Raw genomic sequence first — 25,699 nt, forward strand, 5'->3', positions numbered from 1 at the left:
TGATAAGGGCTTTTATAGGAGTTTTATAGCGAACAAGGCGGGTGAAGATAATGAAAGCTGTGCATTTTGGTGCCGGTAGCATCGGAAGAGGCTTTATCGCTGATTTATTGCATGATTCCGGTTATGATATTGTCTTTTTGGATGTAGATGATCACTTAATTAACCAAATCAATCATACAGGGACTTATAATCTTTACTTAATTAATGAACATTTTAGCAAAAAAACAATTAATCAGGTGAAAGCCATCTCTTCGCTTAGCAATGAAAAAGAAGCTATTGAGGAAATACGAACGGCCGATCTGATTACAACCTCTGTTTGGGCGGATAATCTGCCTAAAATAGCGCCAATTCTGGTAAAGGGGCTTAAAGAACGCCGGAAAACGAAAGCAGCTAAAATTAATCTGTTAGCATGTGAAAATGCTTTGTTTAACAGCGAAATATTAAAAAGAGAGATACTAAAAATTGCTGACGGGTTTACCGAAAGTGATTTGAATGAAGTTGCGGCATTTCCTAATACCGCTGTTGACAGGCTGGTTTTGGAGGCTGTACGTGATGGTGAGCGAGTAATTGACATTGGCTCGGAGCATGAATTGGTAATTGAAAGAAACAAACTGGCGGACCCTGGAATCGAACCAATCAAAGGGGCAGTCTATACCGATAATTTACAAAAATATATTGAACGCAAGCTCTATATTATTAATTGCGGTCATGCCTGGGCGGGTTACATGGGTCATATATACGGATATACCGGCATGCAGGATATTTTTCATAACGAGCAGTTAGTTTCCGGAGTTAGAGAAGTTATGCTGGAATCTTCCGGGTTATTAGCCCAAAAATATGATTTTTCCCTGGAGGATTTAAAAGCGTATATCGAATTTGCTATTGCCAGATTTCAAACTCCGGGTATTACAGACACGGTTAACCGTGTTGCCAGATCCCCCATTAGAAAGCTACAACAAAATGAGAGATTAACCGGACCCTGTATACAATGCGAGGAATACGGGCTTCAGAATTCGCGCCTTTTACAGGGAATAGCTGCGGCCTTCTTATTTAACAACCCTGCAGATGAACAGAGCGCCGCGTTGCAATACCATATTAAAAAGTATGGTATTGCTGAATCCATACCCTTTTATACCGCCATTCCTGCTGATTCCCGGATGTATGCAGTGATTCTGGAGCAGTATGGAAGTTTGAAAAATTATCATTAAACATTACGAGGGGGTGAATTGTTTGACAGAATTTACAAATCAGGCGGGAGTAACACTGGTTCACGCTGTGATTGATGCAATAAAAACCAACCGGAATTATCTTAGTGAAATTGACGGGGCTGTTGGCGATGGCGATCACGGCATCAATATGAGCAAAGGCTTTACACTGGCTGAAGCTGAGCTTAAAGAATCAATGAACATGGGCGACGGTTTTATGCTCATTAGTACGATCTTGGTCAGCAGGATTGGCGGATCGATGGGGCCGTTATATGGGAGCTTTTTTAAAGGATTAAGTGCTGCCGCTAACCATAGTGAAAGCATTGACAAACATAAAATGTTCGAAATGCTGAATACAGCCTATCGTAATATTTCGGAATTAACAGCAGCAAAAATTGGCGATAAGACCTTGATTGATGTGTTAGAGCCGGCAGTTAGCGCATACAAAAGAGAGTTAGACAACGATGGCAGTTTTGAAGAATGCCTAAACAGCATGCTTATTGCCGCAGGTGAAGGGTTGGAGGCTACCAAACATATGGTGGCAAAATTAGGCAGAGGCAGCAGACTGGGCACAAGAACACTAGGCCATCAGGATGCCGGGGCAACTTCCTGCTACATTATTCTAAAAGCACTTGCCAAAACGGCCACCGGTTTAATGAACGAATAAAGGGGAGGTGTTACCATGCAAAGATTTGTAAATAATCCGGATTTTATTGTTGACGATATGTTGGCCGGTTTTGTTAAGGTACATCGAGAAGTAAGTTTGTCCTCAAAAAATGACCGTGTTGTGAAATTGAATAAGTTATCGGCTACCAATAAGGTAGGACTGGTAACCGGTGGAGGAAGTGGCCATGAACCGGCATTTTTAGGGTATCTCGGAGATCACTTGCTGGATGCGGTAGCCATTGGTGAAGTATTTGCTTCTCCACCGGCCCAGGCTTTCTATGATGCTATGGTAGAAGCCGATAACGGAAACGGTGTAGCCTGCCTGTTTGGTAACTATGCCGGAGATAACATGAATGTAAAGATGGCGGTACAAATGGCAAAAGAGGCCGGTATTACGGTTAAGTATGTCACGGCCAATGACGATGTTGCCTCAGCTTCTCAAGAGACCAAAGAAAAACGGCATGGCATTGCGGGAGGGTTCTTTATGTGGAAGATTGGAGGAGCAAGGGCGGCGCTTGGCGGGACTCTGGATGAGGTTATCCGGTCTGCCCAAAAAGCTGTGGACCATACGAGAAGTATTTGTGTAGGTCTGGCTCCCTGCACTATTCCGGCTGTCGGCAAAGCAAATTTTCAAATTTCACCGGGCACTATGGAATTTGGCGTTGGCCATCATGGTGAGGCTGGAATGAAAGTAGAGAAGCTGGGAACAGCAGATAAAATAGCGGAAGAGATGACTGCTTCGTTATTGGATGACTTCGAGTTTAGTGCAAAACAGGAATTAGCCGTCATGGTTTCCGGTTTGGGCAGTACGCCGTTAATGGAGTTATATGTTCTTTATAGTAAGGTTGAGCAAATGCTAAGAAGCAGTGGACATGATATTTTTCGGGTATATATTGGTGACTACGTTACTTCGCTGGATATGAATGGTGCATCGTTAACCATCATGAGCGTAGATGAAGAACTAAAAGAGTTATTAAACTATCCGGCTTCACCGGTTGGCATAAAAAGCTATTGATTAACAAGAGCCTTACCGGAAATCTGCTGCACCAGGTTTACCTTGGTGAAGTCAATGAGGAGAATTTGCTATGCATGAACAAAACAACAGACCTTGGATTATATTGATAACTCATGGAAGGTTTGGCGAAGAACTTAAAAAGAGTGCGGAAATGATCGTAGGAGCAATGACTGACGTGTATTGCTTTTCCCTGGTAGAAGGAATGGACCCCATAGATCTCACGGCGGCTCTTAAAGAGAAATTGAACGGGGCACCGGAGAACACTGTTATTCTCACCGATTTTTATGGAGGGACTCCTTCTAATGTGGCGGCCCGGTTTGCTACAGAAAAAGAATATACAGTGATTTGCGGACTAAACTTATCAATTCTTATTGAAGCCGAAATGATTAGATATAAAGGCAACTACGAGAATTTGAGTGAAAGGATACTTTCGGCCGGTGTAGACAGTGTAAAGAATATTACTGAAATGATGAAAGTGAGGAGAGGACATGATTAACGGAATTAAATTGGTGCGAATTGATTTTAGGTTAATTCATGGACAAGTTGTTACCAAATGGAGCAATACGATATCGGCGGAAAAAATTGTGGTTGTAAACGACCAACTTTCCAAGGATGAGTTTATGGCTGACATCTATGTAATGGCAGCTCCTCCGGGAATCGCAGTGGAGGTGTTGTCGAAAGCGGATTTTGTAAAAAAAGCCGAAGCGGGAAGTTATTCAACCGGAAATGTTTTAGTATTATTTAAAAATATCGAAGACGCTAAAACGGTAGCAGAGATGGGCATAAAATTCAGGCAAGTGCAGGTCGGCGGACTGGGAAGCGGCGGGGGAAAACAATCGGTAGTCAAAGGGATATCCATCGATGTTAACGATGCACAAAATTTATCTGTAATACAGGCCACCGGCGCAGAAGTGACCTTCCAAGTGACTCCGGAAGAACCAAAATTATCCTTAGACAAAGCGATCAAAAAAGTGGGGGTGTAAATATGGACATGTTGGGAGTAAGCATATTTGTCGGTATCTGGTATTGGATTTGTAAAACAGACATTGGTTACGCAATTACTCACGCCATCAGGCAACCTTTATTTGCTGCTCTGCCGATAGGCTTCCTTATGGGGGATGTCACCCAGGCCATTATCATCGGAGCGGCTGTGCAAATTTTATATATTGGACTGGTAGCGGCAGGATCTAACCTCCCGGCTGATGACTGCCTGGCCGGGTTGATCGCCATTCCCATTGCCGTCAAGTCCGGCCTCACACCGGAATTGGCCATCGCTATTGCCGTCCCGGTGGGTTTAATGGGTGTTTTTGTGGATCAATTGCGAAAAACAGTTAACGTCATATTTGTTCATATGGCGGATAAATACGCACAGCAGGGGAATATCAAACAGATTCAGCTTTGCGCCGTCGTATATCCCACCATCTTGAGCTTCTTTATGCGTTTCCCGATTCCCTTTTTCGCCACCTTGTACGGCGCAAACGCCGTGGATTCCTTTATGCAAGGAGTGCCCCAGTGGCTGATTCACGGCTTCAGCGTAGCAGGCGGATTACTGCCGGCCCTTGGCTTTGCCTTAACCATGTTCGTTATTGGGAAAAAGAATCTGTTGCCCTGGTTTTTTATCGGTTACTTTATGATTCAGTTTAGTGGAATTCCGGTTATCGGAGCAGCCATTTTCGGATTATGCGCCGTGCTATTAATCAACGCTTATAGTAAGAGGGAGGTTTTATAAATGGAGACTGCAAAATCCGGTTTAATAACAGAACAAGACGTAAAAAGGAGCTGGCTGACTTACTATATCACAGCTGAAATGGCGATCTCCTATGAACGGCTGCAAGCCTTGGGCTTAACATTTTCCCTGATTCCTATATTAAAGAAACTGTATCCAAAGAAAGAAGACCTGTCGGCGGCATTACAGCGGCATCTGGTATTTTATAATACGGAAGCCGTGTTTGGATCGGCCATAAACGGGATTACAATCGCCATGGAAGAGAAAAAAGCCCAGGACGAAGCGATTGAAGAGGATGCCATTACGGGGTTGAAAACCGGGCTAATGGGGCCGTTGGCAGGTATCGGAGATTCGATTGACTGGGCCACCTTAAAGCCGATTATCTTTGCCCTGGGCGCAACCTTGTCGGCAACAGGCAGCCCGATCGGTGCGTTTGTATTACTGCTGCTACCGATTATACAGATTATGATAGGTTTGAATTTATCTGTCTACGGTTACCGGGCCGGTAATGCCTCCATTAGGGGAATATTACAGTCCGGACGGATTAAAGAATTAATTACAGGCGCCAGTACCTTAGGCTTATTTATGATGGGAGCGTTGTCGTCCACCTATGTAAAGGTGTCCACCCCGGTACAGCTGAGTTTTGGCAGCGGGAACAAACCGTTTGTATTACAGGATGTTCTTAATGGGATTGTACCTGGCCTGTTGCCGTTGGTGGCTGTGTTAGCCTTATATTGGTGGCTGAGTAAGAAAAGTCAGAACATGGTGCTTATTATGATCGTCATGATTGCGATTTCACTGATAGGTGCTTTTATAGGAATTTTATAGTGAAGAAGCTTAATCGAGGATAAGTTATAATGCTTTTCGGCATAGGAGTCGCTTCGTCAATGGAGCTATAGGCCTTCCATTGGCAGCATAAGTAACTATTAAAAATGAGGAGATCGTTAAATGAAATTACAATTAGCTTTAGATGAACTAAAATTAGAGGACGCGTTACACTTTGCGGAAAAAGTAATAGACTATGTAGATATTATTGAAATTGGGACACCCTTTGTCATTGAGGAAGGAATGAATGCGGTTCGCAGATTTAAAAATAAATTTCCACATAAGGAAATTTTGTCTGATGAAAAGATTATGGATGGTGGCTATCACGAATCTGAATTAGCCTTTGATGCAGGAGCAGAATATGTAACCGTATTGGGTGTAACCGATATCTTAACGGTTAAGGCGTGCCTAAAAGCAGCAGACGATCACAAAAAACAGGTAGTCGTAGACATGATCTGTGTAGAAGATTTGGCAAACAAAGTTAAGCAAATGGAAGAAGCGGGAGTACATGTGCTGGCGGTTCATACCGGTGCAGACCAACAAGCTGCAGGCCATACTCCGCTTGATGATTTAAAAATTATGAAAGAACATGCTAAAAAAGCAAAAATTGCGGTAGCCGGGGGCATTACCAGTAAAACAATTGACCAGTATGTCGAGCTGAATCCGGATATTATCATTGTGGGAACCGGGATAACTCATGCCAAGGACCCGGTGCTGGAAGCAAGGTTAATTAAAGAGGCCATGGAAAGATCAAAATAGGAGGGAGTTAAGCCATGGTAATATGTAATAACTTAATTTCAATTATTAACGAATTGGCTGAAGATGCAAAACAAGTTGACGGTGAAGCGATAGTGGCTGTCGAGGAGTTAATAAAAAAAGCCGACAGAATTTTTGTTGCGGGGGCCGGGCGATCCGGCTACGCAGCACGTGGTTTTGCCAACCGGCTAATGCATTTAGGATATACGTCATATTTCGTAGGTGAACCGACAACTCCATCCATTCAAAAAGGGGATATATTAATTATAGGTTCAGGTTCAGGCGAAACCGGAAGCTTAGTTACAATGGCCGAAAAAGCCAAAAAACAAGGGGCTGTATTAGCTACTTTAACTATTTTTCCTAATAATAGAATTGGATCAATGGCAGATGCCTGCATTAAAATTCCCGGTGTAACTTCAAAAGTAGGAGAAGCCAGCGGCAAGGCGGCTTCTATTCAGCCAAAAGGCAATTCGTTTGAGCAACTAAGCTGGTTAATTTATGACAGTATGATTATTGACTTAAAAAAAGCCTTGGGACAAACGGATGATGATATGTTTTCCCGGCACGCTAATCTTGAATAGGATGTCTAGCATTTAACTGGAAGCTAGGCCGTGTTTTCTTAGGTGATAGCGAAAATTCAATATTAGAAAACATAGCCTAGAAGACAGTTGGTGTATTTTACATGAGTTCCAGGTTAAACTGTATTAATTTTTTTATGGGCATTTATCTTTGATATGGGTTTAATGTTCGACATAGCTTAAATAAAGGACGAATTCGCCTATAGGAAAGCTGGCGTTCATATGTTTAGGGGTATAACTAACCTTCTTGTGGTAATAATGATTACAGGCAGGCGGAATGAAAAATATGCAAGTGCGAATTGGAATAATTAATCAGCCGGTGCGGTGGTTGGAGAGACCATTGCAACCGGTTTTTTTTATGGTTAAATTTTGCAGAATAGGATGTAGTTAAACTTAAACCAATAAAGGTTTAGGTCTGCCAATTGTGTAGCTGTTTTCAAAGTGAATAGATTTTATACAGAGTGTATCCTAACGCACTCCTTAAAAAATACTTGACTTGGAGTTAACTTCAAGTGATAGACTGAATTTCAAGGAGGTAACCATGACGATTGCGGAAGAAATTGAAGTATTAAATTGTAAAAGGATAGCAAGCGAATCTATACTCTTAGGTGGTACCCGGTACTAGGGTCTATAAAGATGTTTATAAAAGAATAGAGGCTAACGATAATGTTAAATAATGAAAAATATATAACCCTGATTAATTATTTAAAGAAAATGGAAAAGGTTGTCTTGGCTTTTTCCGGAGGAGTAGACAGTAGCTTTTTACTTAAAGTGGGTAAGGAAGCCTTAGGCGATAACATTAAAGCCGTGACCATCCAATCTCCGTATATTCCTAAATGGGAAGTCGAAGAAGCAAAAGAATTAGTAACAGAACTCGGTGTAGCGTTTGAAATCCTGGAAGCACCGATTATTGATGAAATTAGAAATAATCCTGAAAACAGGTGTTATCTTTGCAAAAAGGCGGTATTTAGCCAGATTAAAGCTATTGCGCAGAAAGAAGGCTATCAGTATGTGATTGATGGTACCAATTTTGATGATATAGGTGACTATAGGCCGGGATTAAAAGCGTTGAAGGAGCTAGATATAAAAAGTCCTTTATTCGAGTGTCAATTAACGAAACAGGAAATAAGAAGTTTATCCAAGGGACTAGGACTTGGTACCTGGGATAAACCGCCTTATGCCTGTTTATTGACGAGAATACCCTATGGAAATGAACTGAAGGAAGAAGATTTTGCCAAGATAGAAAAAGCGGAAACATATATGATGGACAGAGGATTCCGGGCGGTTAGAGTGCGATGCCATGACAATTTAGCCAGAATTGAAGTGGATAATAAGGATAAAAGTAAATTATTTAATGAGGAGCTTCTTAAAGAAATAGCTGATAAGCTTAAAGAATTTGGCTTCAAGTATGTAACTTTGGATTTAGAAGGGTATAGGGTTGGAAGCTTTAATGAGACAATAGGCAACAAATAGCAACGGTCTAGCTTTAAGATGTGTTAGGAGTAACTCCTGATATTATATCTTGGATATCGGGAGGTGAAGCCATGACGATTACGGAAGTAAGCGAAAAGTTCAATATCCAGCAGGATACACTCCGTTATTATGAACGTATCGGGCTGATTCCCCGTGTGAACCGCAATAAAAGCGGAATCAGGGATTATACGGAAGAAGACTGTAAGTGGGTTGAATTTATCAAATGTATGCGAAATGCAGGTCTTCCAATAGAAGTATTGATTGAGTATGTGGCGCTGTTTCAACAGGGTGATGAAACCATGGGGGTAAGAAAAGAACTTTTGATCGAGCAGCGTAAGCAGCTCATAACAAGAATGGAAGAGATGAAAGGAACGCTGGAGCGTCTGGATTACAAAATTGCAAGATATGAACAGGCAGTAGTAAAAAAGGAAAATTCCTTAAAAAGGCCGGATTAGTGGATAAAATGCAAAAAGGGGGCATTAAGGTATGGAAAAGAAAAAACTAGGCTTTGGATTTATGCGCTTACCGCTAAAAAATCAAAATGATCCGGAAAGTATTGATATGGATACGCTAAATCAAATGGTGGATGCTTTTTTGGACAGAGGATTTACTTATTTTGATACCGCTTATATGTATCATGCGGGCAAGAGTGAGATTGCTATCAGAGAGGCTTTGGTAAAGCGCCATAAAAGAGATAGTTTTACTTTAGCAACAAAATTACCAACCATGTTTTTAAAGGCAAGGGAAGATCAGGAAAGAATTTTTAACGAACAGCTAGATAAATGTGGTGTGGATTACTTCGATTACTATCTGATTCATAACCTTGGTGTAGCCCATTATGAGATAGCCCAAAGATTAGATAGTTTTGCCTTTGTTCAAGAAAAGAAAAAAGCAGGAAAGGTTAGACAGATTGGATTTTCTTATCACGACAATGCCGATTTACTGAATGAAATCCTGACAGTACATCCGGAAGTGGATTTTGTGCAGTTACAGATCAACTATCTGGATTGGGACAATGAAAGCATTCAGTCAAGAAGATGCTACGAAGTAGCAAGAAAACATAATAAGCCGATTATTGTTATGGAGCCTGTCAAAGGTGGTACACTTGCGAACGTGCCTGAAAAGGCAGGGCAATTATTTAAAGAATACCATCCTGATATGTCCGTATCATCATGGGCTATCCGTTATGCTGCCAGCCTTGATGGAATTATGATGGTATTAAGCGGGATGTCCGACATGGAGCAGTTACTGGATAATATGGGATATATGCAGGAGTTTAAGCCGTTTACACAGGAAGAGTATGGTATTGTAAAAAAAGCTGTAACGATTATTAATGAAGCCATTGCGATCCCCTGTACAGCCTGCCAGTATTGTGTGGAGGAGTGTCCGAAAAACATAGCCATTCCCAAGTATTTTGCATTGTACAATACGGAAAAGCAATCGATAAAAACAGCCTTTTCGATACAAAAGGTATATTATAATAACTATACAAAAACACATGGGAAAGCGTCCGATTGTATCGAATGTAAACAGTGTGAAAGACATTGTCCGCAGCATATTGAGATTACAAAGGGGTTAAAGGATGTAGCGGATACTTTTGAAGCAGAACCTTCTTTCCGCAGATAGTTACGGGGGGCAGCGAATGCGGGAACTGTATGAAAAACTGTCCCTTCGATGTGGCTGTTAGTAATAAAATGAAACAGGCTGTTATCCTTTTTGGCAATTAAACAACTATGCAGACTAAAAGGAAACTATCCCCAAAATTGTACAAGCCTCCAGGAGGGTGTAAGATAGAAGCACCGAGCTTGGAGGTTTTATTTATGACCATCTAGCATCTTTATATTTTTTTTACACATCCGCAAAGTTTATTGATAGCGTTTTTATAGTTGATGGGAGTACAATGAAAATATATGTTTATTACATACGGTTAAGGAAAATATAAGGGAGTAAAAGGTAAAGGGTATCCGCTTTACGGGGGTGTACATGATGGTACAAGAAGCCGACAAACGGCCGGATCCGGAAGAACTGCTGCAAAAAATTCATAAAGAAAATCGGGGGAAACTGACTGTTTTTCTAGGCGCGGCCGCCGGAGTCGGGAAAACATATACCATGCTGGAAGCGGCTCATGACCGTCTGGCCGAAGGTGTCCGCGTGGTCATTGGCTGGGTGGAGACTCACGGCCGGGCGGAAACGGAAAAAATGGTGGCCGGTCTACCCCGGATAGCCCCGAAAATGCTGGAATACCGGGGCCGGCAACTACCCGAAATGGATATTGACGCCATTATGAATAAAAAGCCGGAACTGGTGCTGGTGGATGAACTGGCTCATACCAATATCAACGGTTCCCGCCATGTACGGCGCTTTCAGGATGTGGAGGAACTCTTAAACGCCGGTATTCATGTGTATACTACGCTCAATATTCAACATATTGAAAGCCTGAATGATGTAGTTGTGCAAATAACTGGGGTGTTTGTGCGGGAAACCGTACCGGATTTATTTATAGAGCAGGCCGACAATATCCAATTGATCGATATACCGCCGGAAGAGCTAATTAAACGGTTAAAAGACGGAAAGGTATATGTTCCCGGGCAGGCTGAACAGGCCTTGAAAAAATTTTTCCGCCCGGGTAATATCAATGCCTTGCGGGAACTGGCCTTGCGGTTTACTGCCAGCCGGGTTGATCAGGATATGGCGGAATATATGCGGGAACACCGGATCGACGGACCGTGGCCGGCTGCCGGACGGGTCATGGTCTGTGTCAGTGCCAGTCCGTTTTCAGCACAGCTCATCCGGGCGGCTCACCGGCTGGCAAGCGGACTGCGTGCTGATTTCTTGGCCGTTTATGTGGATACGCCGGTGCGCCGGTTTCCGATGGGGGAAAGGGAAAAGGACAGAGTTTGGCGGAATTTGCGGCTTGCGGAAGAACTCGGGGGTAAAATTGTAACCGTTATCGGAAGCGATATTGTTCAGGAAATGCTGACGGTTGCCCGTGGTGAAAATGTAACAGCCATTGTTATCGGCAAACCGCGCCATAGCCGCTGGCGGGAATTTTGGCATGGCTCGCTGGTGGATAAATTAATCCGGCACAGTGAGGGCATCAATGTATATGTGATTCAAAGCAATGCAGAGGCGGAAGTGCGCTCGCCTATCAGTACGGCTCTGCCTGCCTCGGCTGCGGTGCCCTGGATGTTTATTGCCGGAGGATGCCTGATGACGGCGGCGGTAACGGCGGCGAGCTGGCTGGGACGGCGGCAATTAGAGTTAGTTGATATCGCTTTGTTGTATTTGCTGCCGGTGCTGTTCAGTGCCCTTTGGTGGGGGCGGTGGCCGTCCTATATAACCGCTATGGTGTGCATTCTGGCTTTTGATTTTTTATTCATAGCGCCGGTAATGACTTTTGCAGTAAGTGACATCCGGTATCTCTGGAGTTTTATTATTTTTCTTATCATTTCCTTTGTGATTGGCGGACAGACGGAAATGTTGCGCAGAGAGGTCAGGCTGACACGTCAGCGGGAAACCAGTGTGCGCACTTTGTATAATTTTAGCCGCCAGATTGCCGCTGTTATTGATGTAAAGCAGATTGCCTGGAAGTTTGTCAGCCACACCGGTATGGCCTTTGACCGTAATGTCGTTATGCTGCTGCCGGCTGAGAATGGGAAACTGGCCGTAGCGGGTACATATACTGCCGGCCTGCCGGACGGACAGGCTGGTCGAGCCCAGCTGCCGGCGGCAGAATATGCGGTGGCCAGTTGGGCATTTGTCAATGGACAGGTAGCAGGGCGGTCAACGGAGACGCTTCCCGGTGCCGATTATCTATTTGTGCCGTTGCTTGCCGACGGACGTACGGTGGGTGTGTTTGGCATTGAACTGGGACAGCAAAAAATAACCCAGGAAGAACGTCAGCTTATCTATGCCTGGGTTGGGTTGGCAGCCGTTGCCGTGGAACGGGTAAAGCTATCCGAAGTTGCCCGGCAGGCGGCCCTGCTGAAAGAATCAGACCAGTTGCGGACTGCCTTATTCAACTCCGTTTCCCATGAACTCAGGACCCCTCTGGCGGCCATTGTTGCAGCAGTGTCCACCCTGCTCGATGCAGGCGTGAAATATAGTGCTGAGCTGCAGCGTGAGCTGCTGGAGACGGTCCAGGACAGCGCCAGCCGCATGGAACGGGTGGTGGCCAATCTGTTGGACACCGCCCGCCTGGAAAGCGGGATGCTTCATTTAAAGACCGACTGGTGCGACATTGAGGACATTGTTGGCGTTTCTATCCGCCGGATGGGGGATACGGTAAAGAAACATTTTCTGAAAACCCGCTTATCACCCAAACTAGGGCTTTTACGGGCCGACTGCGTATTATTAGAGCATGTATTAGTCAATCTGCTGGATAATGCAGTTAAATATTCGCCGCCCGGCAGTGAAATCATCATTGCTGCGGAGCCATACGGCAGGGAAATCATCGTGTCGGTGCAGGATAACGGGCCCGGCATACCGGTGCAGGATATAAAGAAGATTTTTGAAAAATTTTACCGGGTTCAGCACCAGACGGTAAAAATTGCCGGAACGGGATTGGGCCTGTCCATATGTAAAAGTATTATTGAGGCCCATGGTGGACGGATCTGGGCCCAAAACGCTCCTGCCGGAGGAGCGATTATTTCGTTTGCGGTTCCGGTACCGGATGAGAATAGCCGGACTTTAGTAAAGGCAGGTGAAAGCAATGACGGAACAGGGACTGCGTATTCTGATCATAGATGACGAGCCGCAAATCCAAAAATTACTAAAAGTGTCGTTACAGGCTTATGGCTATCACTTATACGGAGCAGTCAGCGGACAGGAGGGAATTCAGCAGGCTGCTGCCTGTAAACCCGATCTGGCTATTGTGGATTTGGGACTACCGGATATGGACGGAAAAACGGTTGTTCGTCAAATTCGTGAGTGGTCGACTATGCCGGTGATTATTTTAACGGCCCGTGATCAGGAACAGGAGAAAATTGAGGCGCTGGACGCCGGGGCAGATGACTATGTTACAAAACCTTTCAGCATGGGAGAGTTAATGGCCAGGATGCGGGTCTGCCTGCGCCGGACGGTAGTTAATGAAACGGAGCCTGTGCTGCATTGCGGTGGTTTAACGATTGATTTGTTACAACGGAAGGTAGCTGTGGATGACCGGGAGATTAAGCTCACGCCGACCGAGTATGAATTGATCAAGTATATGATGCAGCATGCCGGACGGGTATTGACGCACAAGCAACTGTTAAAAGCGGTCTGGGGCAGTTCCTACAATGAAGACAGCCACTATATCCGTATCTATGTCAGTCAATTACGGCGAAAGATAGAGGAAGATCCGGCACAACCCCGCTATATTATCACGGAATCAGGAATTGGGTACCGGCTAATGGGCCGCTGAATAAAGCGGTTTTCGTAGCTTAACATGTATGGAAGGCGAATAATAAAACAGCCATGTCAATTTTAACCCGGACATGACCGTTTTGTTTTTTTGAGGATAAGTATATCCGGTTTTTACGGATTTTTTACAGGTTACCGCAGGTTTTTGGCAGCATCTTTACTCCGGTCAGGGGTACAATAAATTTGTAATCCAAGAAGGCAAGGGGGAGAAAAATATGGCTGACTTTTGGTTGGCTGGCGTGATTACAGGTTTGTTGCTGGTATATTTACTTTATGTTTTATTGAAACCGGAGGAATTTTAGAATGATGACCGATTTGATGATGTATGCATTGTACCTGGTGATATTGCTTCTCCTGGCCTGGCCGTTAGGCAGATATATGGCGAACGTATTTACCATGGAAAAGACAATATTCGATCCTGTATTCCAACCGCTGGAACGATTCATTTACCGGTTGACGGGGGTGAATCCCGAACAGGAGATGAATTGGCGGCAGTATGCTGCAGCTCTCGTTTGGTTCAATGTGGCGGGGGCAGCCGCAGTCTTTTTGCTTGAAATGAGTCAGGGACTACTGGCTTGGAATCCGGCCGGCATGCCTGGAGTGTATCCCTGGCATCTGGCTTTCAATACGGCAATCAGTTTTATGACCAACACCAACTGGCAAGCCTACGGCGGAGAAGCCACCATGAGCTATTTCACACAGATGACGGCTCTTACCGTTCAAAATTTCGCTTCAGCTGCCGTGGGGATGGCTGTGGCGGTGGCGCTGATCCGGGGGCTTACCCGCAAGAAAGCCGCAGCAATCGGCAACTTTTGGGTTGATCTGGTGCGTGGCACGTTTAGAATTTTGCTACCTTTGTCTATAGTATTTACCTTGATTCTGGTTCAGCAAGGTTCCATACAAAATTTGTCGCCCTATTTGACGGTACACACGCTGGAAGGTGCTGAACAAACTTTGGCCATGGGACCGACGGCTTCCCAGGAAGCCATCAAGATACTGGGAACCAACGGCGGGGGCTTCTTTAACGCCAACTCGGCTCACCCCTTTGAGAATCCCACACCGTTAACCAACTTTCTGCAAGTGATAAGCATCTTTCTCATTCCTGCAGGACTGGTGTTTGCCTTCGGGCATATGGCCCGCGAGCGGCGGCAGGGATATGCCATACTGGCAACCATGATGCTGTTGTTCTGCCTCATGTTGGCAGGAACGTATCTAAGTGAGATGAATGGTAACCCGATCCTGGCAGGGTTGGGGATAGACCAGCCTACCTCCATGGAAGGCAAAGAAGTCCGCTTTGGCATTGCCGGTTCGGCCCTGTTTGCCACAGTAACGACAGCAGCTTCCTGCGGTGCGGTCAACGCTATGCATGACAGCTTTACGCCGTTAGGCGGCTTCTTTCCGTTATTGCAGATGAAACTGGGCGAAGTGATTTTCGGCGGTGTTGGCGCCGGCTTTTACGGCATCCTGTTATTTGTTGTACTGACCGTGTTTATTGTTGGTTTGATGGTGGGCCGGACGCCGGAATATCTGGGAAAGAAAATAGAAGCGCAAGAGACGAAGATGGCTACCCTTGGAATCTTAATTCCTGCGGTTACCATTCTGATCGGCAGCGCAATTGCCGTAGTTACCGGACCGGGAACCTCCGCTATTCTCAATCCCGGACCGCATGGTCTGAGCGAGATTGTATATGCGTTTGCCTCGGCTGCCGGCAACAACGGCAGTGCCTTTGCCGGTCTGAGTGCCAACAGTCCCTTCTATAATTTGCTGCTGGCAGCGGCTATGCTGTTTGGCCGGTTTGGTGTGATCATTCCGGCGCTGGCTATTGCCGGCAGTATGGCGGAAAAGAAAGTTTCCCCTCCCGGCCCGGGCACATTTCCTACCACCGGCTGGCTGTTTGTTTTGCTGTTGGCCGGTGTTATTATCATTGTCGGTGCGTTGACTTTTCTGCCGGTATTAACTTTGGGACCTGTTGTCGAGCATCTGCTGATGCTGCAGGGAACTATGTTTTAAAAGGAGCGAATGGGCATGAATACTCGAAGCAGTTTTAATAAAGACATATGGAAAGCGGCCGTGCGCGATTCCTTCCGGAAACTGAATCCACGAACCCAGTGGCGTAATCCGGTCATGTTTATCGTATACATCGGGGCCATATTGACAACCGTGTTTACGATACGTGATCTTGTGCTGGGCGGGGCGCAGCCGACATTTTTTACTTTGCAGATCACCCTATGGTTATGGTTTACCGTACTGTTTGCTAACTTCGCGGAAGCGGTGGCCGAAGGACGGGGAAAGGCTCAGGCGAATGCACTGCGCAGCACACGCAGTCAAACCAAGGCCAAAAAGGTCTCCGGTACGGAGACGGCACTAGTGGATGCCACTGCCTTGCGCAAGGGGGATATCGTTCTGGTTGAAGCCGGGGATTTGATTCCCGGCGACGGCGAAATCACCGAAGGCATGGCATCGGTGGATGAGAGTGCCGTCACCGGCGAGTCGGCGCCGGTCATCCGGGAAGCTGGCGGGGATAAGTCCTCGGTCACCGGCGGTACACGGGTATTGTCCGACTGGATTAAAATTCGCATTACCGCCAATCCCGGGGAGACCTTTCTGGATAAGATGATATCGCTGGTGGAAGGGGCTAAACGTCAAAAGACGCCAAACGAAATTGCCTTGACCATTCTATTGGTTGGCCTGACCATCATCTTTTTAGTTGCGGTGGCTACGCTGGCACCCTATGCTGTGTATTCCGGGATTGAGTTACCGGTGGCCGTTTTGATTGCCCTATTGGTTTGTCTGATTCCAACGACCATTGGCGGACTGTTAAGCGCCATCGGTATCGCCGGCATGGACCGGCTGCTAAAAAAGAATGTGCTGGCCATGTCCGGCCGGGCAGTGGAAGCTGCCGGTGACGTAGATGCGCTGCTGCTGGATAAAACCGGTACCATTACCCTGGGGAACCGGATGGCGACCGAATTCATTCCGGCTCCCGGCGTCAGCCCGGAACAACTGGCCGATGCGGCACAACTTTCTTCCCTGGCGGATGAGACGCCAGAAGGCCGCAGCATTGTCGTTTTAGCCAAAGAAAAATATAACTTACGCGAACGGAATTTAGCTTCGCTGGAAGCCGAATTTGTCCCGTTTACGGCACAGACTCGTATGAGTGGGATCAATATTAAAGGAAGGAGTGTCAGGGGGCAGGAAATCCGTAAGGGTGCCGTGGATGCTATTAAAAAGTACACGCAAAGCCGGGGAGGGGTATTCCCGGATTCGGTGGATAAGGTTTGTCAGACGATCGCTAAAAGCGGGGGCACACCGCTCGTGGTGGCGGAAGGGGAGCGGGTGCTTGGCACCATCCAGCTGAAAGATATCGTAAAGGGCGGCATTAAGGAACGGTTCCGGGATCTCAGACAGATGGGGATTAAAACGGTTATGATTACCGGTGACAATCCGTTAACGGCGGCGGCCATTGCTGCTGAAGCTGGAGTAGACGATTTTCTGGCTGAGGCCACACCGGAAGACAAGCTGCGTTTAATTCGCGATTATCAGGAAAAAGGGATGCTGGTCGCCATGACCGGTGATGGAACCAATGATGCGCCGGCACTGGCACAGGCGGATGTGGGCGTGGCCATGAACAGCGGCACCCAGGCTGCCAAAGAGGCGGGCAATATGGTCGATCTGGACAGCAATCCGACCAAGCTGATCGAAGTGGTGGAAATCGGCAAACAGCTCTTAATTACCCGCGGTTCGCTGACTACCTTTAGTGTAGCCAACGATGTAGCCAAATACTTTGCCATCATCCCGGCCATGTTTGCCGGGGCCTTCCCGGTGTTGAACGTATTTAACATTATGGGTCTGGCCACACCGGAAAGCGCTATTTTGAGTGCCGTCATCTTTAACGCTCTGATTATTATTGCGCTGGTGCCGTTGGCCTTACAGGGAGTACAGTACCGGCCGGTAGGAGCCGCCGTACTGCTCAGGCGTAACATCCTGATTTATGGAGTGGGGGGAATTGTTGCCCCATTTGTCGGGATTAAATTGATTGATCTTGTGATTGTGGCTCTAGGGCTGGTGTAAGATTTTGCTTCGGAAAAAAGCAGTATGGGGAAAACCATGCCGGGAGAAGTGGGGAGATAACTATGATTGGCGATACCATTCGGATGTTGCGGGACGCGCGGGGGATGACGCCTGAACAATTGGCTGAAGCCGTCGGGATTTCCCTGCAGGCTGTTGAGAACTATGAAGGCAATATATGGCGTCCTGGGGCGAAAATTATAGAGAAAATGGCAAAATATTTGTGCGTTACCACCCAGGAAATTATGAATGGCTACAGTCTTCTCTATGATGATGAGCGTTGTGAAATACTAGTGGTACGTAATATGGGTGGAAATCGAATCAGAATGATTGGCCGGATAACAGACAACGGTTTCAAAATGAAACAGAAGGGATGTTGAACAATATGCTCCGACAAATTGCCAGTGCGGCGGCGATGATTGCCACACTGACCGTTATAACCGGTTTTATCTATCCGCTGACGATGACCGGCTTAACGCAAATGGTATTTCCCGGTCAGGCGAATGGGTCGATTATCATCCGGGACGGAGTGCCGGTAGGTTCTAAATTAATTGGCCAGAGCTTTACCAGCCCCGGTTATTTTCACGGCCGGCCTTCGGCAGCCGGCCAGGATGGCTATGATGCCGCCGGTTCATCAGGATCGAATCTGGGGCCGACTAACCGGAAATTGATGGATACTGTGTCCGGCAATATAAAAAAAGTGCGTGAAGAAAATGGCTTGCCTGAAGCTGCTGCTGTGCCGTCAGATTTGGCCCTATCGTCGGGGAGCGGCTTAGATCCACATATTTCGCCTGCAGCCGCCTATGTCCAGGTGGAACGGGTTGCCAGGGAGCGTGGATTAGCCGTTAATGAAATCCGGCACTTGGTGGGCCGCCACGTGGAAGGCCGGCAATGGGGAATTTTCGGTGAACCACGCGTCAATGTGCTGAAACTGAATCTGGCTCTGGATGCGTTGCCATAATACCGCCCTAAAACAATGTTAATACTTATTTTGCAGGAAAGCTGCTGTTTATTGACACATCCGCTGAAAACTACTAAAATAAAAAACTAAATAAAACAATATAAGCAGGACGGTATCATGCATTGCGAACTGCTTAGAAAGAAGGCAAAGGAATGGAGAATAAACAATATGACAGAGAGGCGGCTCTGGCTCTTCTGAGGAAGTATGTCAAAAGTGAAAGTTTGCTGAAGCATGCGTTAACAGTTGAGGCTGTCATGCGCCATTTTGCCGCATTATATCATGAAGAGCAGGATAAGTGGGGTCTTATTGGTTTGTTACATGATATTGATTTCGAGATGTATCCAGAGCAGCATTGTTTTAAAACCCGTTCTATTTTGGCGGCGGAAAATTGGCCGGAAGAATATATCCGGGCAATCGAAAGCCATGGGTACAAACTGGTTAACGATGTAGAACCAATAACCAATTTAGAAAAGGTTTTGTATACGGTTGATGAACTTACCGGGCTGATTGCTGCGACTGCTCTGCTTCGGCCAAGTAAAAGCATATTGGATTTGTCGGTCAAATCGGTAAAGAAGAAATGGAAACAAAGCAGCTTTGCCGCCGGTGTTAACCGCAGTGTCATTGAGGATGGAGCCGCTATGCTGGGAATGAGTCTGGATGACGTGATTGCAGAAACTATCCGGGGCATGCAAAAAGTGGCTGATGAAATTGGTCTGCGTGGTATAGTGGCATAGGCCGCTAAACTATGTTGCTCGCAGAAGTTTAGAGGGGAGTTTCGCAGTTTTGAACGAATAAAACCACCTATGACGACAAGATAATCGTTGTAGGTGGTTTTATAGCAAGATGTAATGGTGTTCATTCTGTTTCATTGCTTTCCTGCAGTGCACTGATTTTGATATCGATCATCGGACCGGGTTCCCGGCTCATAGCCTGTAAAATGCCCTGCCAGTCTTCGGCATTGAGGAAAACCTGACCTTCTTTTAACACATAGGCCGGTAAACGATAACTGGTTCGGTGCGTGAAGCTGGTTATCAGCAAAATTCCATTGCCGGCGGTTATAGAAACACCGGAGTCGCGGGGAATATTTTCTGTCAATGTTAGAAACTCATCTCTGTGTATTGCCGTGTGCATACCGATCTCCTTGGTTCATATTCATTTTTATTATGTAATTTGGCAGGGAAAAACGACTTACCGCAGGCAAGCCGTTCAAAAATATAAGCCCGAAATGCCGGCACTTACTATGTCCGAACCCGCTCCTCGCAGGTGGGTTTCATAAGGTGCGTTTTTGCCATCCGCTCAAAGGCGGCCCGACAGCTGCGTACCATCAGAATCCCTAATATACATGTAGGTCGGACATAGTGAAATTTACGTGCATTTCAGGCTGGTCACTTACAGTGTAGATATAATATCATAAGATAAATCACGATGCAAAGCCGGTTAACCAGAAAGAAACACATCTAAAATACAGCAAAACATACTATACTGGTATATGCTTTCAAATGCGTATTATGTTAACGTAAAGAGCCCGTAATAATCTACGCTACAGCCCATGCTGATCATTACATACCTATACGCAATCTTTCGACTACCCACAGGCATTACACAACCAACACAGACCTTTGCTCGACTACCAAGGATACCTACCGAACCGGTCGCAATCTCCCGACAACGGCCGACCCTTATTTTCAGAACCCTTGGCAGTCTTAGCTCGACCGCCATACATCCCTTTTAACCATACGACAACAGTTGGGCTGCCGCACAGCTTGACAAGACATATGACGATCTGCCCGCCGACTACTACCGAGCCTTTCGACCCGATAATAATCTTTGGCCGACTCATACCGAACCTTACGATCCGATACAAGTCTTGGCTCGACTATTACGAACCCTTTACATGAAATAGTATGGTCGTGGATACAAGATTAGATACCTGGAAATTTATAGAAACATAAGATGTGCGTGTGTGTAATAAACAACAATGAACCATACAGATTTCCTGCTCCCGGGGCAGTTATCCGGAAAAATAAATTAGCACAAGATGGACAATTAATAAAGAGCGTATGGCGACGATAAAAACTATGGAAAGCAAGTGATCATGGTGATAGAATAATATAAGCTGGCAAATAGCGTTGGCGGACAGTGATAGCCGTTGGTGTCAATCTTGATGAGCACATATTTGCAGCATGATATAAATAAGGAGTTTTATAATGACAATCAAAACAAAACTGCTGGCAGGATACCTTGTAATTTCGCTGCTTATTGTCGCTGTGGCCGGTGTGGCTGTGTATGGCTTTACCAAAACTCAGTCGGAATATGATACAATCCTGTCACAAAATACTCCGGTTATGGTGGCTTTACGGGAAATTCAGTATTATTTTACCGGACAGGCCAATGACGAGCGGGGTTTTTTGCTGACCGGCGGCGATGAATTTAAAGGCGAAATTACCCAAAAAGCCGATCAAATTACGAAACGTTTACAATTTATACAACCCTTAGTTGCTACCGATGAGGAAAAACAGCTATTGCAGGACATAACCCTTTCACACCAGCGGTTTACCCAAATCAACTACCAGGTTATTTCCCTTTACAAAGAGGGAAAATTTGATGAGGCGAAAGCCTTGTCTTTTGGCGAAGGGCGGACAACAAGGAAGGCGCTGGAAACGAGCTTTAACAGTCTGGTAAAAATCAGCCAGGAAAAATCAAAAAATACGGCAGCCCATGTACAGACTTTGGTTATGCGTATGGAAACTGTTATTGTTGGTGCGGGGACAGTTGCGGTTCTACTGGGAATCGGCATAGGATTGTTTATGGCTGTTTACATTACGAAGCCCATCAAAAGAATCACTGCCCATATTGTCAGTGGTGATTTAAACTTTCAGGAGGTTATGGGTAATTCTCAGGACGAGATTGGTCAGCTTGTTGGCGGGTTCGCCCAAATGGTAAATGATCTAAAACAAATGGTACTGACTATTAAAGCGAATGCGGAGCAAATTGCTGCCGCCTCTGAAGAATTGACCGGCAGCGCAGAACAGACGGCTCATGTTTCAGGGCAAATTGCGGCTTCTGTCACCAATGTCGCATATGGTACGGAACAACAGCTCTCCGCTGTTAACGAAAGTACGGCAATAACAGGACAAGTTAGCTGTACCATTGAGGAAATGAAACAAAATTCACAAGTGGTTAGCGAAATGTCGGGACGGATGCTGACTGCCGCCAAGCGGGGAGACCGGGAAATTATCTCGGCAGTGGAGCAAATGAAAAGTATTGAAGAAAAAGTGATGGATACCGTCGCCGTTGTTGGTAAGCTCAGTGAGCGGGCGCAGGATATCGGCAGTTTTGTCGCTACTATTGCCGCTATTGCCGGTCAGACTAATCTTCTTGCTTTAAATGCGGCGATTGAGGCGGCGAGAGCCGGCGAGCATGGCAGGGGATTTGCCGTAGTAGCTGATGAAGTGCGTAAACTGGCCGAAGAAAGCCGGGAAGCAACGCAGGAAATTACTGTGCTGATTAACGAGATTAGGGGAGAAACAGAGCAAGCTGTGGCTGTTATGGGGCAGGGCCGTCTTGAGACACAAAAGGGATCGGAGTCTATCCGAGTTGCCGGACAGACATTCCATAATATGCTGGAGCTGATTAACCAAGTAACGGTCCAGATTCAGAAAGTGGACACCTCCATTGGACAGGTAGCCGTCAACAGTCAAAATATTACCGGAAGTATTAACAACATTGGCAGGATTAGTCAGGAAACTGCAGCGGAAGCACAGACGGTATCGGCAGCGACCCAGGAACAGTCGGCGGCGATGGAGGAAATCGTATCGGCCAGTCATTCCCTGGCTGATATGGCCCAGAATTTACAAATGGCGGTGGCAAAGTTTCAAATGTAAATTACAGTATGAAAAATGGCCTTAGGTAGTTGGGAAACCCTAAAAGTAACACCGAGGATGGAGAGAATTTTAAACGCTCCAGGGTACCTTATCGCCAATTAAGCAACACGTGCTTAATGATTAAAGACAAAAACGCACTTTAAGCAAAGCGTAAAGTGCGTTTTTATCTTTAATCGCAGGCAGTTACCTTTACGGTACTGCCTGCTAAGGCGTCTCATTTGTTTATTTTGGCATTGGCTGCTGCCAACCGGCGGCTGGCGGCGTTAATGAGCGCAGTAATTTCTCGGGTATAATCCGTGCTGCCGCTAATAATGTCAAGCAAAGTATTGTGTTTAAACCGGACAAGATCCGTCATGGAGCGGAGGCCAATGGCTTCCGTCATCATCAGGTATTCGTCCGAAATATCGGTGGGAATACCAATGCTTGCCGCATATGCCCGTAGTTTGCCGGTTTCTTTTAATACCGCTTTGCTTTCCATCTTGTGAAGCGAAGATCCGAGATCCTCCCAGAATTCAACCGGTTTATAAATGGAATATTCGTATTCCATTAAGCGCTGGGCAAATGTGGCAGCCCCTTCGGCGAACTGAAAACCATATTTGTCTGCAGACTTGTACCAGTTTGTTTCAGGAAAGGGGGCGGGAGGATTTACAATAACCGTATCCGGCAAGGCTTCATCAATTAAGGCTATATTCGCCTGAAAAACTTCCTCCAAAGCCACTCCCGGCGGCAACGGGCAGGGATAAATCAGTGAAAGCCCGACACGGCAGGGCAAACCGGCTGCGTCTGAGGCCAGGCGGATAGCAGCAATTGTGTCAATGATTTCTTTTCTTTTTACCCCTTTGTTCATAATATCGCGGTTAACCTCATCATGGCCGGTTTCGCCACCCATAAACACGGCCCTGAGGCCGGCCTGAATCATGATGCGATAGGCTGCCAGTGTCTCCTCGGTAACTTTAGTGGCACGGACGAACATGGAATAACGGATGGTAAGACCATGAGCTAAAATGGCTTCGGCTATTTTCCGTCCGTGAGCTATCGGCGTTTCGGAACTGCTAAAACGAAAAAATGCGATTCCGTGCCGGAGCATGGTTTTAATCTCAGTGATAATATCGGCCACAGGGCGGGGGGTGAAGGGAACGGAGCAGCGGGTATGGGAGCAGAAGCTGCAGCTGTTCCAACTGCAGCCCACACCGTCGACAATGGTATGAAAAAGAATTTTACCGTCAAGGTCGCCGCTTTGGTAGTGAGGAATTGTCTGGGAGGCTAACTCTCGGACAACGCCTTCCCGGTCACCGCTAAACCCTCCTGTTTTCAGTAAACGTCCGCCCAGTTTCTCCCGGACTTGGGTAAGAAAGCTGCCTCTTGGCCAGGTTTGCCGGCGCAGCATAACCAGTTTTTCCAGAATTTCTTCACCAGGACCCATAATCGCAAGATCAAAATCGGAATGACAAAACACCAGGTCTCCATAAACTTTGACCTGCGGTCCACCGACGACAATGACCGTTTCAGGACAATGCCGCCTGATTTCTGCTGCCAGTTCACGGCCCCATGTATAAGCTTCCCCGTACCATAGTTTAAGGCCGGCTATGGGAATGCGTCTGACCTTCAGATCGGCAACAATATAATGAATCCGGCTGCGCATGTATTGGCGCCGGCAATAGAGGGCGTAAGCATGCACCGGCCAGGTGGCAAGCAGCAGAACGGCGGCGATGGGTTTGATCCGGAATGTCCTCATTAACAGCCGTGTCATGATTTTCAAAAGCTGGAGGCACCAATGGGGTACGCCATTTTCCAGGTTAGTCACCCTTTGATCATCGACAATTTCAGCCTGAATTCCCTTACCTTCCAGATAAGTACGGAGAATAACCAAGCTGTTTTCCAGAGCAGCATCCGAGACTACCCGCTGCCGCGAAGCATAGCAGTTCACCAGAAGTATGTCAGGCGTGGTTTTGGTCTGCATTATTGGCCCTCCTTATTCTGAGGAAGATGTAGTTTTGTACCGATCTCCGGCCGGGAACGCTGAAGCTTTTCAAAAGAAAACCGGGATACCGTCAATATTTCACAATCGGTAACCGCGCTGATGTCCGCTTGATGATATGCCTGCTCAAACAAGCCTACTGCACCGAGCACATCACCGGCCTTAGCCTGAAAAATACGGCCGGTTTGATCGGCAATACGCATTTTTCCGGCAAGCAGCAGGTTGAGCTCATTGCACACATCGCCCCGGCGGATGAAGTCATTCCCTTGTTTGCATTCGACTGGAACGGCAATATGCAGCAAGCTTTTGGCTTCGGCTTCGTTTAAGCCGTTTAGAACCGCCAGATCGGATAACGGATAACCTGCCCGCCGGCTAACGAAATTCCACCACTCCTGTTCACCGGTCAACAGGCTTACAGGATAGCGGGAAGCTTCCGGAAAGTTAGCCAGATACCATTCCCTGGCTGCCGTGGAATTGGTATATTTTTTGGCGATGCGCAAGTAAGGTGAGCGGATGGTCATAAAGTGTTCGATATCTTGCGGCATAAGTAAAATAGGAACAACAAACCCGTAGCCCGGGTCCTGAAAGCCACTGGTAAACCGCCGGTACCCTAGCTGTTCATACATGGGGAGCAGATAGGGATTGCAGCCGCCAAAACTAAACTGAATATTGTGTTCTCTATAATATTCATACCCCCTTACCATAAGCTTAAAAAATACCGGTGTTCCATGAAAAAGAGGATCGACCATCACCTTGGTTCCCAAGCAAATAATTTTCTTATTAGGATTGAATTCTTGAAAACGTGTTAATTGGAAAATACGTACCAGGTCATCCGGGAAGTCTTCAGCCTTGCCCAAAGTCACCCGCACAGTGCCGATTATCCGGCCGTTTTCCAGGGCGGCATAGCCTAAATTACTCCACGGATCGAGCGCATCGGTAATTCTTTGCCGGGAGTGATCAATACCCGGAATGCTGCGGCTCATTTCGCTTATATGGACCTGATAACGGAAGCGGTAAATAGCCTCTTTTTCTGCCTGCGAAAAAGCCTCGAAAATTTTGAACCTTTCCGAACCGGAAACAGTTTCAGTTCTGGATGGACGATTTAACATGTTGGGTCATCCTTTCTTTTTATAAATGGAAATCTACGACTTGTGCCTTCTTTCA

General features: G+C 46.3%; 25 protein-coding genes and 1 other RNA gene. 21 read left to right on the top strand and 5 right to left on the bottom strand.

The annotated features are described in order from the left end of the window. Window positions 1-50 precede the first annotated feature (50 nt). From P22_RS06350 to P22_RS06440, 20 genes are all read left to right on the top strand, one after another. Window positions 51-1,208: a mannitol-1-phosphate 5-dehydrogenase gene (locus P22_RS06350; protein ID WP_054259395.1), complete on the top strand. Its 1,158-nt coding sequence runs from the start codon at window positions 51-53 to the stop codon at window positions 1,206-1,208. 22 nt (window positions 1,209-1,230) lie between these two features. After that, window positions 1,231-1,872 (top strand): dihydroxyacetone kinase subunit DhaL, encoded by a 642-nt coding sequence (gene dhaL / locus P22_RS06355; protein WP_054259396.1) that lies wholly within the window; start codon window positions 1,231-1,233, stop codon window positions 1,870-1,872. 15 nt (window positions 1,873-1,887) lie between these two features. Further along, window positions 1,888-2,886, top strand: coding sequence for a dihydroxyacetone kinase subunit DhaK (locus P22_RS06360; RefSeq protein ID WP_054259397.1), 999 nt, complete (start codon window positions 1,888-1,890; stop codon window positions 2,884-2,886). 70 nt (window positions 2,887-2,956) lie between these two features. Further along, window positions 2,957-3,382 carry a PTS sugar transporter subunit IIA gene (locus P22_RS06365; RefSeq protein ID WP_054259398.1) on the top strand — a complete coding sequence of 142 codons (426 nt, stop codon included), beginning with the start codon at window positions 2,957-2,959 and terminating at the stop codon, window positions 3,380-3,382. Continuing rightward, window positions 3,375-3,869: a PTS sugar transporter subunit IIB gene (locus P22_RS06370; protein WP_054259399.1), complete on the top strand. Its 495-nt coding sequence runs from the start codon at window positions 3,375-3,377 to the stop codon at window positions 3,867-3,869. The genes P22_RS06365 and P22_RS06370 overlap by 8 nt, the downstream gene beginning before the upstream one ends. 2 nt (window positions 3,870-3,871) lie before the next feature. Beyond that, entirely contained in the window at window positions 3,872-4,615 is a 744-nt protein-coding gene (locus tag P22_RS06375; RefSeq protein ID WP_216598039.1) for a PTS mannose/fructose/sorbose/N-acetylgalactosamine transporter subunit IIC, read from the top strand. Further along, entirely contained in the window at window positions 4,616-5,440 is an 825-nt protein-coding gene (locus P22_RS06380) for a PTS system mannose/fructose/sorbose family transporter subunit IID (RefSeq protein ID WP_054259400.1), read from the top strand. Between the two features lie 120 nt (window positions 5,441-5,560). Next, a complete protein-coding gene (hxlA, locus tag P22_RS06385) occupies window positions 5,561-6,196 on the top strand; it encodes a 3-hexulose-6-phosphate synthase (RefSeq protein ID WP_054259401.1) in 636 nt (211 codons plus the stop codon). A 14-nt stretch (window positions 6,197-6,210) separates the two neighbouring features. Beyond that, on the top strand, window positions 6,211-6,774 hold the full coding sequence (hxlB, locus tag P22_RS06390) for a 6-phospho-3-hexuloisomerase (protein ID WP_054259402.1): 564 nt from the start codon (window positions 6,211-6,213) through the stop codon (window positions 6,772-6,774). 663 nt (window positions 6,775-7,437) lie between these two features. Then, on the top strand, window positions 7,438-8,244 hold the full coding sequence (larE, locus tag P22_RS06395) for an ATP-dependent sacrificial sulfur transferase LarE (protein WP_054259403.1): 807 nt from the start codon (window positions 7,438-7,440) through the stop codon (window positions 8,242-8,244). A gap of 71 nt (window positions 8,245-8,315) precedes the next feature. Further along, window positions 8,316-8,699 carry a MerR family transcriptional regulator gene (locus P22_RS06400; RefSeq protein WP_054259404.1) on the top strand — a complete coding sequence of 128 codons (384 nt, stop codon included), beginning with the start codon at window positions 8,316-8,318 and terminating at the stop codon, window positions 8,697-8,699. 31 nt (window positions 8,700-8,730) lie between these two features. After that, a complete protein-coding gene (locus P22_RS06405; protein ID WP_054259405.1) occupies window positions 8,731-9,870 on the top strand; it encodes an aldo/keto reductase in 1,140 nt (379 codons plus the stop codon). A gap of 357 nt (window positions 9,871-10,227) precedes the next feature. Continuing rightward, on the top strand, window positions 10,228-12,993 hold the full coding sequence (locus tag P22_RS06410; protein ID WP_235814568.1) for a sensor histidine kinase: 2,766 nt from the start codon (window positions 10,228-10,230) through the stop codon (window positions 12,991-12,993). Next, on the top strand, window positions 12,956-13,645 hold the full coding sequence (locus P22_RS06415) for a response regulator (RefSeq protein ID WP_054259407.1): 690 nt from the start codon (window positions 12,956-12,958) through the stop codon (window positions 13,643-13,645). Before P22_RS06410 ends, P22_RS06415 begins: the two co-directional genes overlap by 38 nt. Window positions 13,646-13,859: 214 nt before the next feature. Continuing rightward, window positions 13,860-13,946, top strand: coding sequence for a K(+)-transporting ATPase subunit F (gene kdpF, locus P22_RS21545; RefSeq protein WP_069972771.1), 87 nt, complete (start codon window positions 13,860-13,862; stop codon window positions 13,944-13,946). A 1-nt stretch (window position 13,947) separates the two neighbouring features. Continuing rightward, entirely contained in the window at window positions 13,948-15,654 is a 1,707-nt protein-coding gene (gene kdpA / locus P22_RS06420; RefSeq protein WP_054259408.1) for a potassium-transporting ATPase subunit KdpA, read from the top strand. A 15-nt stretch (window positions 15,655-15,669) separates the two neighbouring features. Further along, window positions 15,670-17,715 carry a potassium-transporting ATPase subunit KdpB gene (gene kdpB, locus P22_RS06425; protein WP_156318876.1) on the top strand — a complete coding sequence of 682 codons (2,046 nt, stop codon included), beginning with the start codon at window positions 15,670-15,672 and terminating at the stop codon, window positions 17,713-17,715. A gap of 62 nt (window positions 17,716-17,777) precedes the next feature. Continuing rightward, a complete protein-coding gene (locus P22_RS06430; protein WP_054259410.1) occupies window positions 17,778-18,092 on the top strand; it encodes a helix-turn-helix domain-containing protein in 315 nt (104 codons plus the stop codon). 5 nt (window positions 18,093-18,097) lie between these two features. After that, window positions 18,098-18,673 (top strand): potassium-transporting ATPase subunit KdpC, encoded by a 576-nt coding sequence (gene kdpC / locus P22_RS06435; RefSeq protein ID WP_054259411.1) that lies wholly within the window; start codon window positions 18,098-18,100, stop codon window positions 18,671-18,673. 152 nt (window positions 18,674-18,825) lie between these two features. Then, window positions 18,826-19,407, top strand: coding sequence for an HD domain-containing protein (locus tag P22_RS06440; RefSeq protein ID WP_054259412.1), 582 nt, complete (start codon window positions 18,826-18,828; stop codon window positions 19,405-19,407). A gap of 121 nt (window positions 19,408-19,528) precedes the next feature. On the opposite strand, the gene P22_RS06445 is transcribed toward P22_RS06440, so the two are convergent. From P22_RS06445 to P22_RS21125, 3 genes are all read right to left on the bottom strand, one after another. After that, complete coding sequence (locus P22_RS06445) at window positions 19,529-19,804, bottom strand: hypothetical protein (RefSeq protein WP_054259413.1); 276 nt, start codon at window positions 19,802-19,804, stop codon at window positions 19,529-19,531. 82 nt (window positions 19,805-19,886) lie between these two features. After that, window positions 19,887-20,059, bottom strand: a non-coding RNA gene (ssrS, locus tag P22_RS19905) — 6S RNA. 241 nt (window positions 20,060-20,300) lie between these two features. Continuing rightward, window positions 20,301-20,513: a hypothetical protein gene (locus P22_RS21125; RefSeq protein WP_235814569.1), complete on the bottom strand. Its 213-nt coding sequence runs from the start codon at window positions 20,511-20,513 to the stop codon at window positions 20,301-20,303. A 367-nt stretch (window positions 20,514-20,880) separates the two neighbouring features. Here P22_RS21125 and P22_RS06450 point away from each other — a divergent pair, with 367 nt between their 5' ends. Then, window positions 20,881-22,557, top strand: a complete 1,677-nt coding sequence (locus P22_RS06450) for a methyl-accepting chemotaxis protein (protein ID WP_054259414.1) — start codon at window positions 20,881-20,883, stop codon at window positions 22,555-22,557. A gap of 214 nt (window positions 22,558-22,771) precedes the next feature. Here P22_RS06450 and P22_RS06455 read toward each other — a convergent pair whose 3' ends face one another. Further along, window positions 22,772-24,517, bottom strand: coding sequence for a B12-binding domain-containing radical SAM protein (locus P22_RS06455; RefSeq protein ID WP_054259415.1), 1,746 nt, complete (start codon window positions 24,515-24,517; stop codon window positions 22,772-22,774). Then, complete coding sequence (locus P22_RS06460) at window positions 24,517-25,644, bottom strand: cyclic nucleotide-binding domain-containing protein (protein WP_054259416.1); 1,128 nt, start codon at window positions 25,642-25,644, stop codon at window positions 24,517-24,519. The genes P22_RS06455 and P22_RS06460 overlap by 1 nt, the downstream gene beginning before the upstream one ends. Between the last annotated feature and the right edge of the window lie 55 nt (window positions 25,645-25,699).

The sequence above is a fragment of the Propionispora sp. 2/2-37 genome, assembly GCF_001298735.1.
Lineage (GTDB): Bacteria > Bacillota > Negativicutes > Propionisporales > Propionisporaceae > Propionispora.